General features: G+C 68.0%; 6 protein-coding genes. 4 read left to right on the top strand and 2 right to left on the bottom strand.

What is annotated here, in order from left to right; translation table 11 throughout:
- Positions 1 to 39: 39 nt before the first annotated feature.
- The 3 genes from recC to recD are packed head-to-tail and all read left to right on the top strand — an operon-like array spanning position 40 to position 9,061.
- A complete protein-coding gene (recC, locus tag GM658_RS15685) occupies positions 40 to 3,438 on the top strand; it encodes an exodeoxyribonuclease V subunit gamma (protein WP_155454991.1) in 3,399 nt (1,132 codons plus the stop codon).
- Positions 3,435 to 7,073: an exodeoxyribonuclease V subunit beta gene (recB, locus tag GM658_RS15680; protein WP_155454990.1), complete on the top strand. Its 3,639-nt coding sequence runs from the start codon at positions 3,435 to 3,437 to the stop codon at positions 7,071 to 7,073. The genes recC and recB overlap by 4 nt, the downstream gene beginning before the upstream one ends.
- Positions 7,070 to 9,061 (top strand): exodeoxyribonuclease V subunit alpha, encoded by a 1,992-nt coding sequence (gene recD, locus GM658_RS15675; RefSeq protein WP_155454989.1) that lies wholly within the window; start codon positions 7,070 to 7,072, stop codon positions 9,059 to 9,061. The genes recB and recD overlap by 4 nt, the downstream gene beginning before the upstream one ends.
- Here recD and GM658_RS15670 read toward each other — a convergent pair.
- Both GM658_RS15670 and GM658_RS15665 read right to left on the bottom strand, forming a co-directional pair.
- Positions 9,041 to 11,386 (bottom strand): histidine kinase dimerization/phospho-acceptor domain-containing protein, encoded by a 2,346-nt coding sequence (locus GM658_RS15670; protein ID WP_155454988.1) that lies wholly within the window; start codon positions 11,384 to 11,386, stop codon positions 9,041 to 9,043. The two genes, recD and GM658_RS15670, sit on opposite strands and share 21 nt — an antisense overlap.
- 30 nt (positions 11,387 to 11,416) lie before the next feature.
- On the bottom strand, positions 11,417 to 12,283 hold the full coding sequence (locus tag GM658_RS15665) for a serine hydrolase (RefSeq protein ID WP_155454987.1): 867 nt from the start codon (positions 12,281 to 12,283) through the stop codon (positions 11,417 to 11,419).
- Between the two features lie 212 nt (positions 12,284 to 12,495).
- Between GM658_RS15665 and GM658_RS15655 the strand changes: the two genes are divergently transcribed.
- A complete protein-coding gene (locus tag GM658_RS15655) occupies positions 12,496 to 13,995 on the top strand; it encodes a GAF domain-containing protein (protein ID WP_155454986.1) in 1,500 nt (499 codons plus the stop codon).
- Positions 13,996 to 14,004 lie beyond the last annotated feature (9 nt).

The following is a 14,004-nucleotide window of genomic DNA, read 5'->3' as shown; positions in this document are numbered from 1 at the left end:
CGGCGATAATGGCAATCCTTGCCTTATCGCTGCATTTACATGGCCCCAAGCATCCAACCCGGACTCCTGATTTTGCACGGCAACCAGCTGGAAGAGCTGCGCAGCGCCGTGTTCCAGTGGCTGCGCGGCCATCCGCTGGCGCCGCTGGAGCAGGAAATCTTCCTGGTGCAGTCGAACGGCGTGGCCGAATGGCTGAAGATCGCCTTGGCGGAAGAGACGGGACTGTGCGGCGCCACCCGCGTCGCCTTGCCGGCGCGCCTGCTGTGGGAAATCTACCGCGGCATGCTGGGCCATGCGCAAGTGCCGAAAATATCCGCCTTCGACAAGGGGCCGCTGACCTGGCGCCTGATGCGCCTTTTGCCGCAATTGCTGGCGCAGGAGGCTTTCGCGCCGCTGCGCCATTTCCTGCGCGACGGCGATCCTGAACGCCGCCTGCAGCTGGCCGAGCGCCTGGCCGACCTGTTCGACCAGTACCAGGTGTACCGGGCCGACTGGCTGGAAGACTGGGCGGCCGGGCGCGACCAGATCCGCAATGCACGCGGCGAAGCGCTGCCGCTGGCGCCGGAGCAGCGCTGGCAGGCCGCGTTATGGCGGGCGGTGGCCGCCAGCGTGCCGCAAGAAGAGCGCGGCCTGGGCCGCGCCAGCGTGCACGCAGCCTTCGTCGAAGCCGTGCAGCGCGGCGATGCACCGCTGGGCCGCCTGCCGCGCCGCATCGTGCTGTTCGGGGTGTCGGCGCTGCCTTACCAGACCTTGCAGGCGATGGCCTCGCTGGCGCGCTTCACCCAGGTGGTGATCGCGGTACCCAATCCCTGCCGCTACTACTGGGGCGACATCATCGAAGGGCGCGATCTGCTGCGCGCTGCGCGCCACCGCCACGCCGCACGCAAGGATATCGACCTGTCGGCGGTGCCGCTGGAAGCGCTGCACGCGCACAGCCATCCGTTGCTGGCGAGCTGGGGCCGCCAGGGGCGCGACTACATCCGCATGCTCGATGAATTCGACACGGCCAGCGAGCTGGAAGGGCGCGAGGACAAGCTGCGCGTGGACCTGTTCAGCGATGAGGAAGGCGAAACCCTCCTGGCGCAGGTGCAGGCCGCCGTGCGCGATATGCTGCCGCTGGCGGAACATCCGCAGATTGCGCCGCCCGACAGCGACCGCTCGATCGAATTCCATGAAGCCCACAGCGTGCAGCGCGAAGTGGAGATCCTGCACGACCAGCTGCTGGCCATGTTTGCGGCCGATCCCACCCTGCGCCCGCGCGATGTGGTGGTGATGGTGCCGGATATCGACGTCTTCACGGCTTCGATCCGCGCGGTGTTCGGCCAGCACCGCCGGCACGACCCGCGCTTCATCCCGCACGAAATCGGCGACGTCAACGACCGCAGCGTCAATCCGCTGCTGGTGGCGCTGGAATGGCTGCTCCGGCTGCCGCAGCAGCGCTGCCGCCAGAGCGAAGTGCGCGACCTGCTGGACGTGCCGGCGCTGGCGCGCCGCTTCGGCCTGGCCGAAGACGACTTGCCGACCCTGGGGCAGTGGATCGAGGGCGCTGGCGTGCGCTGGGGGCTCGACGCCGGCCATCGCGCCGGCCTTGGCCTGGCGCCGGCCGGCGAACAGAATGCCTGGATGTTCGGCGTGCGCCGCATGCTGCTTGGTTATGCGGCCGGAAACGGCGGCGCCTTTGCCGGCATTGAGCCGTATGCCGAAGTGGGCGGCCTCGACGCCGCGCTGGCCGGCTCGCTGGCGCAATTGATCGAGGCGCTGCTGGCCTGGCGCGAAAAGCTCGACGCGGCGCGCAGCCCGGCCGATTGGGCGGAGCAGGCGCGCCTGCTGCTGGCGGCCTTCTTCAGCGACCGCGAGGAAGCCGACCGCCTCACATTGGCGCGCCTGGACGATGCCCTGGACAAGTGGCTGGAAACCTGCGAGGACGCGGGATTCGACGAGCAAGTGCCGCTGGCAACCCTGCGCGAAGCCTGGATGGGCGGGCTGGATGAACCTTCGCTGGAGCACCAGTTCGTCTCCGGCGGCGTGACGTTCTGTACCTTGATGCCGATGCGCGCCGTGCCGTTCCGCGTGGTGTGCCTGCTGGGCATGAACGACGGCGACTTCCCGCGCCGCGCCAGCCGCGCCGACTTCGACTTGCTGGCCTTGCCCGGCATGGCCCGCCCCGGCGACCGTTCGCGGCGCGACGATGACCGCTACCTGATGCTGGAAGCGGTGCTGGCGGCGCGCGACAAGCTTTACATCAGCTGGGTGGGCCGCAACGTGCGCGACAACAGCGAGCAGCCGCCATCGGTGCTGGTGGCGCAGCTGCGCGATTACCTGCGCGCCGGCTGGAACCTCGATCTGGGCGCCCGCACCACGCTGCATGCCCTGCAGCCGTTCAGCCGCGCCTATTTCGAGCGTGGCGGTTTGCTGACTTTCGCTGCCGAATGGCGCGCGGCGCATGACGTTGACGGCATCGCCGCCGCGGTGGCCGACGTACCGCCTTACGAAGTGGAGGCCAATTTCCGCCTGCATCTCTCGACCCTGGCCGCTTTCCTGCGCCAGCCGGTGCGCCACTTCTTCCGCCAGCGCCTGGGTGTGTATTTCGCCGAGGCGGCCGTGGTGGGCGAGGACGAAGAACCGTTCCAGCTCGATGGCTTGCAGCGCTACGCCCTGGAAGACGATATGCTGGCCGACAGCGGCGAGCCGGAAGCGGTGGACGAGGTGCGCACCGGCCTGCAGCAGCGCGGCGAGCGCTTGCGCCGCCAGGGCATGCTGCCCATCGGCTTGATCGGCGAACGCGTGATGCATGAAATCGTGGAGGAGCTGGTGCCGGTGCGCACGGCCTGGCTGACGCTGTGCCGCACCTATTGGGAGCCGGCGCCGAAGCTGGCGGTGCACCTCGAGCTGGCGGGCCTGGTGCTGGAAGACTGGATCGACCAGCTGCGCTGCGCCGGCGAGGCGACGGCATGGCTGATGCAGATGTCCTCGCGCGTATGCGACAAGGCCGGTGCGCCGCGCGCTGAAAAGCTGATCCCGATGTGGCTGCGCCAGCTGGCGTCGGCCGCCCAGGGCCAACCGGTCACCGGCTTCCTGGTGGCGCGCGACGCCATCGTCGTCATGGAGCAGCTCGAACCGCAGGCTGCACGGGCCACGCTTGCAGCGATCGCCGGATTGTGGCGTGCAGGCATGGACCAACCGCTGCCCGCCGCCTGCAAGACCGGCCTGGCCCTGGTGATGGAGGGCGACCCGCGCAGCGCTTACGACGGGGGATTCGAGCTGTCCGGAGAAAACGAAGACCCGTGTCTGGCCCGCCTGTGGCCGGATTTTGCCGCGCTGTCGGCGCAGGCCGGCTTTGCCGAAACCTGCCGCGGCCTGTACCAGCCGCTGGCCGACTGGCTGGCGCAATCGGTGACGGTGCAGCCAATCGCGGCCGACGGGGAGGGCGAGGAATGAGCACCGCGCTGAACCCGCTCGACTTTCCGCTGCACGGATCGCGCCTGATCGAAGCCAGCGCCGGTACCGGCAAGACCTGGACCATTGCCGCGCTTTATGTGCGCCTGGTGCTGGGCCATGGCGGCGAAAACGCCTTCCACCGCCCGCTGATGCCGAACGAAATCCTGGTGATGACCTTCACCCGCGCCGCAACGCGCGAGCTGTCGAACCGCGTGCGCGAACGGCTGGTGGAGGCGGCGGCTTACTTCCGCGCCGAGGCGCCGCGCACGCCTGATGCCTACCTCGATGCCTTGCTGGAAGCCGTGCCCAGCCACGAGGCGCGCCAGCAAGCCGCCTACCGCCTGCAGCTGGCCGCTGAAACAATGGACGAAGCCGCGATCTTCACCATCGACGCCTGGTGCCAGCGCATGCTGCGCGAGCACGCGTTCGACAGCGGCAACCTGTTCGACGAAGAGCTGCTCAGCGACGAAGGCGCGCTGTATGAAGACGCGGTGCACGACTATTGGCGCCAGCAAGTCTATCCGCTGGACGAACAAGCCTTGCGGGTGCTGCTGTCCGCCTGCCGCGACGTCGCAGCGCTGGGCCGCAGCATCAGGGAATTGGCACGCCGGCCGGACGCCGCCGGCGCGGACCGCGCCAGCCGGGAGCCCCTGGGCGCCCTGATCGCCCGCGTGCAGCGCGAGCAGCAGGCCGCGCTGGCGCAGCTGAAACAGGGCTGGGCGGAGCGCGCCGAGCGCATGGAAGGCTGGATCGCCGCACAGCGTGAGGCCAATCCGAAATGCTTCAACGGCACCAAGCTGCGCGCCGACAACGTGGCCAAATGGTTCGCAGCCTTGCGCGACTGGGCCAACGACCCGGCGCTGGCCGAGCCGGACATGAACGCAACCCCGTGGTTCCGCCTGACGCCGGCCGGCATGATCGACGCCTGCGCCAAAGGTTTTGCGCCGGACATTCCGGCAGACTTTGACGAAATCCTGCCGCTGCGCCGTGCGCTGGATGCCATTGAACCGCTGCGCCACCTGGTATTCCGCCACGCCGCCGCCACGGTCGCAGCGCGGATGGAAGAACTCAAGCGCCAACAGCGCCTGTTCGGTTTTGCCGACATGCTGGAACGCCTGCGCGGCGCGCTGGAGGGCGCCAACGGGCCGGCGCTGCGCCAGCGCATCGTGACCCAGTTCCCGGTGGCGATGGTGGACGAATTCCAGGACACCGCGCCGAGCCAGTACCGCATCTTCAACCTGCTGTACCAGGTGGCGGCGAACGATCCGGAGCTGGGCCTGTTCCTGATCGGCGACCCGAAACAGTCGATTTACGGCTTCCGCGGCGCCGATATCCACAGCTACCTGGATGCCCGCCGCGCCACCGAAGGCCGGCATTACCAGCTCGGCACCAACTTCCGCTCCACGTCGCAGATCGTGGCGGCGGTCAACCAGGTGTTCCTGCACGCGGAAGGCGTGGCGGGACAGGGCGGTTTTGCGCGCGGCGCCTTCCGCTTCCGTACCGAAAAGGGCAACCCGCTGCCGTTTGACGCCGTGGGCGCACGCGGCCGCGCGGAGCGCCTGGTGGGACCGGCCGGCGATATCCAGGCGCTGACTGCCGGCTGCACGCTGGAGCAGCTGGGCGCCGACGCCTACCGCGAATTCTTCGCCGAGCAGTGCGCCGAGCATATCGCCTGTCTGCTGAATGACCCAGCGACCGGCTTTGAAGGCCCGCACGGCTTCCAGCGCCTGCAGCCGGCCGATATCGCCATCCTGGTGCGTGACCGGCGCGAAGCGGCCGCCGTGCGCAAAGCGCTGCAGCGCCGCCTGGTGCCAAGCGTTTACTTGTCCGACAAGGATTCGGTGCTGGGCAGCGAGGAGGCGGCCGACGTGCTGCGCTGGCTGTCGGCAGTGGCCAATCCGCTGGACGGCCAACTGGCCCGCACCGCCTTCGCCACCCGCACCGCCAACCTGCCGCTGGCAGAGCTGGCGCAGTTCTCCGCCGACGAACTGGCATGGGAGCGGCGCGTGGAGCAGCTCAAGGAATGGCACGTGATCTGGCAGCGCCAGGGCGTGCTGGCGATGCTGCGCCGCTTCATCCACGACCTTGGCCTGCCGGCGCAGCTGCTGGCGCGGGTCGGCGGCGAACGCAGCCTGACCAACCTGCTGCACCTGGCCGAATTGCTGCAGCAGGCCAGCCGCCAGCTGGAGGGCGAACAGGCGCTGATCCGCTGGCTGGCGGAGCAGATCGAAGACGAAACGGACGGCGGCGACGAACGTGTGCTGCGCCTGGAGTCGGACGCGGAACTGGTCAAGGTGGTGACCGTGCACAAATCCAAGGGCCTGGAATACCCGCTGGTCTACCTGCCGTTCGCCGTCACGATGCGCAAGGTCGACAAGCGCAACCGCATCTACTTCGAATTCACCGATGCCGACGGCGTGCGCCAGCTCGACATGCGCCTGTCCGACGCAGGGCAGGAGGCAGCGGAAGCGGCCCGCATCGAGGAAGACCTGCGCCTGCTCTATGTGGCGCTGACGCGGGCGCGCCACTTCCTGTGGCTTGGCGTGGCCGCGCTGCCGGCCCGCAGGAAGGACGAAAACACCCTGCACGATTCGGCGCTTGGCTACCTGCTGACGGGCGGCGACCCGCTGCCGGCCGGCCAGTTGCTGGAAAGCTGGCAGCGCCTGCGCGGCGACTGCGATGCCATTGCCGTCACCGTGCTGGAAGCGGCCGCCCCCGTAACGCGCCTGGCGCGCGCGGTCGAACGCCCGCCGCTGGAAGTGCCGATGGCCTACCAGGGCCGCTTCGAGCGCGACTGGTCGGTCGGCAGTTTCAGCTCGCTCGCAAGGCGTGGCGGCGCCGAAGCCCCGCCCGCGCCGATGCACGCGGCGCAGGAAACCCTGCTCGAAGGCGAGGACGAGCTCAATTCGCTGCGCATCGAAGACACGGCGTGGCACCGTTTCCCACGCGGCTCGGTGCCCGGCAATTTCATTCACGAGCAGCTGGAAGCGCTGGCGCGCGAAGGTTTCGCCGCTATCCACCAGGAGCACTATGCGCAGCGCGCCGCGCGCCAGATCAAGCGCTCCGGCTGGGGACACCGCGAAGCCGACACGCTGGAATGGCTGAACGTCATCGCCAGCACGGTATTGCCGCCGCTGGGCAGTGCGCTCGACGCGGTTGACGCGCTCCTGCCGGAAATGGAGTTCTGGTTCCCGAGCGAGCGGCTGGACACGGCGCAGCTGGACCGCCTGTGCCGCCAGCACCTGCTGGACGGCATCGCGCGTCCGGGCCTGCCGCAGCGCGAGCTGCACGGCATGCTGAAAGGCTTCTGCGACCTGGTGTTCGAACATGAAGGCCGCTACTGGGTACTGGATTACAAATCGAATGCGCTGGGCGGCAGCGATGCGGCCTATCACAAGGCGGCGCTGGCGCACGGCATGGCGGCCCACCGCTACGACGTGCAGGGCGCCATCTACATGCTGGCCCTGCACCGCCTGCTGCGCTCGCGCCTGGGCGAGGCCTACGACCCGGCGACGCAGCTGGGCGGCGCGATCTTCTACTTCCTGCGCGGCGTGGGCAATCAGCAGACGCGCGGCTGCTACCTGCTGCCGCCGGACCGGGAACTGCTGGATGGACTGGAAAGGCTTTGCCAATGAGTTTTTACGAACATGCCGATATGCTGGCCGAAGGCGGCATGCTGCGCCGCCTGGGACCCGTGTTCGCGCGCTTCGTCACTTCGCTGGCGCCGCTGGGCAGCCCGGCAGCCGGCAATGCCTTGGCCCTGGCCTGCCTGCTGTTGTCCGAACTGGAAGGACGCGGCCACAGCTGCCTGCAATTGTCCGCCCTGGCCGACGATCCTTCGGCCATGCTCGGCTGGAGCGAGGATGACTGGCCCGGCCTGTGCGCCGAAGCGGGCCCGCTGCCGCAAGGCGCGGCGGCCTGGCACGCCTATCTGCAGGACTGCCCGCAGGTGCTGGCCTGGCCAGGCGGCGCCGATAGCGGCCAGCCCCTGGTGCTGGCCGGCGGCCGCCTTTACCTGCGCCGTTACTGGTCCGATGAAAACACCGTGGCGGACGCCGTGCGCGCCCGCACTTCCGACAGCGAAGGAGAGCCAAAAAGGGGACGTACCCCTTTTTCCTTGGAAAAAGGGGTACGTCCCCTTTTTGGCTCTCCTTCGCCTGCCCTGGTGCGCCACTGGCTGGACCGGCTGTTCACGCATGCCACGCGCGAGGGCGGCGCCGACTGGCAGAAGATCGCCTGTGCGGTAGCCACGCGCGGCGGCCTGGCCGTCATCACCGGCGGTCCGGGCACCGGCAAGACTTATACCGTGGCGCGCCTGCTGGCACTGCTGTTCGCGGTGGAAGGCGAACGCGCCGGCCAGTTGCGCGTGGCGCTGGCCGCGCCCACCGGCAAGGCCGCCGCACGGCTGAAACAGGCCATCGACGATGCGCTGGAAAAGCTGTCCGACAGCCTGGAAGGCGCCTTGCCGCTGCGTGAGCTGGCCGAACGCATGGGCGGCGCGCGCACCCTGCATTCCCTGCTTGGTGCGCGGCCCGACACGCGCGCTTTCCGCCACAATGCCGGCAACCAGCTCGACGTGGATGTGCTGATCGTCGACGAAGCTTCGATGGTGCACCTGGAGATGATGGCCGCCTTGCTGGACGCCTTGCCGGACGGCGCGCGCCTGGTGCTGCTGGGCGACAAGGACCAGCTGGCATCGGTGGAAGCGGGTTCCGTGCTGGGCGACCTGTGCTTCGACGCCCAGGCCGGCGGCTACGGCGCCGCCACCGCAGCCTTTGTCGAAGCGGCTTCCGGCCAGGTTATTCCGCCCGAGTTCCTCGGCAATGCCGGCGCCTTGGCGCAGCAAACGGTGATGCTGCGCCAGAGCCGCCGCTTCGGCGGCCCGATCGGCCAGCTGGCGCAAGCGGTCAACAACGGCGATGCCGAAGCCGCGCGCGCCGTGCTGCGCGCCGGCCGCGATGGACAGGTGGCCTGGAACGAGGCTGCGCAGCAGGAGGACATGCTGCGCCTGGCGGCCGAGGGCTACCGGCCGTTCCTGCAGCTGCTGCGCCAGGGCGCCGCTGCGCAAGAGCATGACGCCTGGGCGGCCAGCGTGCTGCAGGCCTTTGAAGGATTCCGGCTGCTCTGCGCGGTGCGCGAGGGCGAATGGGGCGTGTCCGGCCTGAACGAGAGCATCGCGCAGCGCCTGGAAGAACAGGGTTTGCTGAAGCGGCGCGGCGAATGGTATGTCGGGCGCCCGGTCATGATCACGCGCAACGATTACGCCACCGGCGTCTATAACGGCGACATTGGCCTGGTGCTGCCCGACCCCGAGCGGCCGGCGTCGCTGCGCGTGTATTTCTCCGATGGCGGCCAGGTGCGCAGCGTGCTGGCGACCCGCTTGCGCCATGTGGAAACCGCTTTCGCCATGACGGTGCACAAATCGCAGGGGTCGGAATTCAGCCATACGGTGCTGGTGCTGCCGCGCGAAGCATCCAGCGTGCTGGCGCGCGAGCTGGTCTACACGGGCATCACGCGCGCCCGCCAGCGCTTTACCTTGCTGACGCCCAACCCGGGCGTGCTGCCGGAGGCCATCCGCCGCCGTACCGAACGGACCAGCGGCCTACGCAGCCTGCTCGCCTGAGCTTTGCAGGTCGGCGTGGATGGCCTGCAGCACGGCATCCAGCGCCGGCGCCAGCCGCGCCAGTTCGGGCACGGCGTCGCCGCCTGCCCGCAGCGCATTGGCGACGTGGGCGGATGCCGCGCGCAAGGCATCGAAGCCCAGGTGGGCGGAATTTCCGGCCAGTGCATGGGCCAGGCGCTGCGCCCGCTGCCGGTCCCCTTGCGCCACGGCGTCGGCGATGGTGGCGTGCACGGCCGCCTGGTTCTTCAGGAACTGGGCCAGCATCTTGCGCAGCTGGGCGCCATTGCCATGGACCTGCGCCAGCGCGCCTGCCATATCCGCGCCGCAGGCGCACAGGGCAGGGAAGGCGGCGCGCGCAGCGGCTTGCGCCTCCGCGCTGGCCGCCGCCTCCGGCAGCGCATGCCGGAACAGCGCCGTGAAGAGGAAGCGGTTGCCCTCGACAGGATCGCTCTCGAGCAGGAGGTGGCCGCCCATCATGGCGGCGAGCTGGCGCGCCACCGACAAGCCCAGGCTCGCTGCCGAATCGCCCGGACCGGACGGTTCGTACAGCTGGACCGCCGCGTCGCGCGCCGCGCCCGTATCGCGCACTTCGCAGCGCAGCATCGTGCCGCCGCCATCGGCTGCGCTGCCCAACCCCGGCGCGGCCGGCCCCTCGCAGCGCAGCAGCAGCTGTACCTTGCCGCGTTCGGTGAAGCGCACCGCATGCGCCAGCAAATGCTGGAGCAGCTGCTGCAGGCGCGCCGCGTCGCCGACCAGTTGCAGCGGCAGCGCCGGGTCGACCGTGCATTCGAGACGCAGCCCTTTGGCCAAGGCCGCCGCCTGCCACCCGGCGCAAGCTTGTTCGGCCGCTTCGCGCACGCTGAACACGCATTCCTGCATGCGCAGCTGTCCTGCTTCGATGCGCGAGAAATCGAGGATGTCGTTGAACATCTCCATCAGGCTGGCCGCTGCCGCGTCCACCTGTTCCAGGTAGCTGCGCTGGCGCGCTTCGAGCGGCCCCTGCAGGACCAGTTCGGTCAGGCCGATAATGGCATTCAGCGGGGTGCGGATCTCGTGGCCCATATTGGCGAGGAAAGCGCTCTTGCTGCGCAGCGCATTGTCGGCCGACTCGTGGGCGGCGGCGATCGCGCCTTCCGCCTGGCGCAGCTCGGTCACGTCGAGACCGAAGCACAGGAGGGCGATCTCGCCTTCTTCCAGCACCGTGTTGTGCCAGGCGATGCGGCGCTCGTCGCCGGAGGCAGTGTGCAGGAGGTGTTCGTGGGCTTCCGGCATGGCGTGCAGCTGCTCGGGCTGGCCCCCGGCCGGCCACAGCGACACCGCCGACATGGGCAGCAGCGGCAGCTCGCGCCACACCCGTCCCAGCACGCTGTCGCGGCTGCAGCCGGTCACGCGCGCTGCCGTATCGTTGAACATCAGGACTTCGCCCGCGCGGCCCAGGCCGAGCACCAGGATGTCGGCGCTATTGAGCAAGCGCTCCAGCAGCGCGCGCGACTGGCGCAGCTTGCGCTCCGATTCCGCGCGCGCGGTTGCGGCGGTTGCCAGGCTGTGTTGCAGCGCGTGCAGTGAGGCCAGCAGCTCGCCGGTTTCATCGTCATGCGGGGCGGACGGCGGCGCCGCCGGTTCGCCATTGCGGATGCGCTGCGCCAGCAGCAGCGCCTCGGCCAGCGGGCGCGTCATGCTGCGGCTGACATGCCAGGCCAGGGTGATGGTGAGCATGAGCGAGACGGCCAGGATCAGCAGCAATAGCAGGCTGTCGGCCTGGATACGGTCCGCCGCCTGGTCTTCGGTGAAGCGCGCGCGGCTGGCTGCCTGCGCCACCAGTTCGTCCACCACCTGGCGGTGCTCTTCGTAATGGCGCTTCATCGAGAGCAGCGACTGCTCGGCGCGCGCGCGGTCGCCCCTTTCGAGCGCCGGCACCAGCTGGCCGAAGGCGTCGTTGTAGAACGCCGTGGCGTGCATATTGGACAGCTTGAGGGTCTGCGCCAGCGACGGGTCGAGCGGGCGGCTTTGCCAATACTGGGTGCGCGCCATCTGCTGCGCGTGCAAGGTGCGCAGGCGCTGCGCCAGCTGGTCGCGCTCAGCCTGGCTGGCGGCTGCCGCCAGCTGCTGCGCCACCAGGAAGGATTCGATGATGTACAGCGGCGGCGGCAGCACGTCGGCAATCAGGTCCTTGCCCTGGATGACGTCCCGGTACAGCGGGCCGTTGACGCGCAATTCCGCCAGCGTGCGGAACGACCACAGGCCATACAGCAGGAAGCCGGCTGCGCAGATCCCTAACAGGATCGCCAGGCGGCGCGCGAAGCGCAGGTTGCGCAGCAGGTCCATGGTGCCTCTCGGCAGCGACCCCCGCCCGGCTTACATACGGCGGCGGCGTCTTTCGGTGGTGCGCGCAGCTTTCCTGCGCGGGCTGGATGCTTGCATCACCTTGGGCTCGTTGCCGCCGGCCAGCAGGCGGCGGATATTCAGCGCGTCCATCAGGCGCACCGAATTGGCCCCGGCGTTCAGCAGGACCAGGGTGGCGTTGCGGCCGGCTTCCGAAATGCGCATGATGAGGCAGCGGCCCGCTTCTTCGGTGTAGCCGGTCTTGGACAGGCCGATATCCCAACCCTTGGCGCCGACCAGGCGATTGGTGTTGTGATAAGAGACCTTGCGGCCCTTCATATTGATCACTTCCTCGGTATCGGTCGTGATGCGGCGGATTTCCGGATACTGGGCGGCGGCGCTGGCCATCTTCACCAGGTCGGACGCGTTCGAAGTATTTTCCGGCGACAGGCCGGTCGGCTCGTTGATCTGCGTGCTGGTCATGCCGAGCTGCTTGATCTTGGCGTGCACCGCGGCCTTGAAGGCTTCCGGCCCGCCCGGGAAAGTGCGCGCCAGCGCGGCGGCGGCGCGGTTGTCGGAGGACATCAGCGCCAGTTGCAGCACGTCGGCGCGGGACAGGGTGGCGCCCACCGGCACGCGAGACATGCTGTGCTTGAGGGTGTCGACGTCTTCCTTGTCGATGCTGATCTGCTCTTCCATATCAAGCTTGGAGTCGAGCACGACCATTGCGGTCATCAATTTCGTGAGGGAGGCGATCGGCACCACGGCCGTCGCATTCTTTTCAAGCAGTACCTTGCCAGTCTCATCCTCGACGACAAGCACGGATTGCGAGCCCAATGGCACGGCAAACGCGGCTGCGGAGATCGACATCAGCAGGGCTGAGGTGATTTTCTTAAGCATTTTTGTAGGCGCTTTGCGCCGTTCGTTCGGACAGGTCGGAATATTGCTGGATTAGGGGCAATATTCTAAATATGGACAATATCACTAACGGGTTAACTCGTCCAGCTAACGTCAATCAAGCGCCACAATAAAAAAGAATAAAGCGTGCGGCACAGGCGGCGCGATTGCTGGTATTGTTATTTGAAAATATTTCCTTCTTGAAATTTGCCACGATGGTAATTGAGAAGATCGCCCGTCATCCGCTGCGCGCCTGGGGCCTGGTTGCCGTTTTGGCCATGGCAGCGGCTTTGCTGGCCGGCAGCGCGCAGCGCTCCAGCCTGGAAAGGGACCGGCTGGAATTATTGAATATCGATGTACAGCGCGATGCAGTCGCCGCCATGTCATTAACCCTGGACAGTAATCTGATGGGGGCGATATCCCTGCTTGGATTGATTGAGCCGGATATCAAAAAGGAAAGTCTCGAGCCTATTCCGCCCAACCAGCCGAAAATATTGGGCTTATTGGAAAGCGTGGCGCGCGGGCAGCAAATCCAGGGTTTATTCGTAGTCGGCCAGGACGGTTTGGTCAAATCGTCCTGGGACGATAGCGGCCGTCCTTCGACCGGCATCGATGTGCGCTTCCGGCCTTATTACAAGGAAGCGATGGCTGGCCGGAACAATATCTACGCCGCCGTCAGCCTGGCGCGCGGCGACCATGCCCTGTATTTCGCGGCGCCGGTATACGCCGGCATGGCGCGCAGCGGTGCGCCGGTTGGCGTGGTAGTGGCGCGCACCGATATGGAAAAGCTGGACCGGCTGCTCGATCGCAGCGGCCAGAGCGCCATCCTGCTGTCGCCGCAGGGCGTGGTCTTTGCCAGCAGCCGCAGCGAATGGCGCGGCACCGCGTCCGGCGCCTTGACGCCAGAGCGCCTGGCTGAAATCCGCGCCGTGCGCCAATTCGGCAAGCTGTTTGAAGACAAGGAGCCGCGTCCCTTGCCGGTGAGTGTGGCACCCGGCTTGAGCCAAAGCGAAGGGCACAGGTACGCGGTGGCATCGGCCGCCGTCGATTGGCACGACCCTTCGGGGAAATGGCAACTGGTGGTGCTGGAGGACTTGGGCCAGACCGTGCCGCCAGGGAGCGGCATGCCAGGCGCCGTGCTGGCGGCAGCGGTGGTGGTCTTGCTCGGGACGGCGGCACTGCGCGCGGTGCGCAGCCAGGCGGCGCAGCAACGCGCCCATCGCGAACTGGAACAAGTGGTGCAGGAACAGGCGCACAGGGCCGAACGCAAGATGCAATTGGCCCAGGTGGCGCTGCAGATGCAGCAGGCACACGACTTGACGGCCCGCCTCAATGCCTTCCTTGAGCAGTGCCACCAGCTGTTCGGCGCCATGCAGGGCACCATTTACACTGTCGACGGCGACAGCCTGGTGCTGGCCGCCAGTTATGCAAGCTCGAATCCGCCGCAACGGCTAGCCATGGGGGAGGGCTTGCTGGGCCAATGTGCGCTGGAGCTTCAGCCGCGCGTGATCGATGCCAGCGGCGCCGGTGCGGCGTGGAGCATCCGCTCCGGCCTGGGCGGCGCGGCGCCGGGCGCCTTGCTGCTGGCGCCCGTACAGCTGCAGGGCCGCTTGCTGGGCGCGGTGGAGCTGGCCGTGCTGCAGGCGCCCGCTGCCGCGGCCTATGAACAATTCCTGTCGGCGCTGGAACTGCTGGCAATCAATATGACTGCTTAAGGAGGGGCC

Origin of the sequence: Massilia eburnea, assembly GCF_009720745.1 — a bacterium.
Classification (GTDB): Bacteria; Pseudomonadota; Gammaproteobacteria; order Burkholderiales; family Burkholderiaceae_D; genus Rugamonas; species Rugamonas eburnea.
Note: the sequence above shows the minus strand (reverse complement) of the source record. Positions and strands in the feature narration are given on the sequence as shown.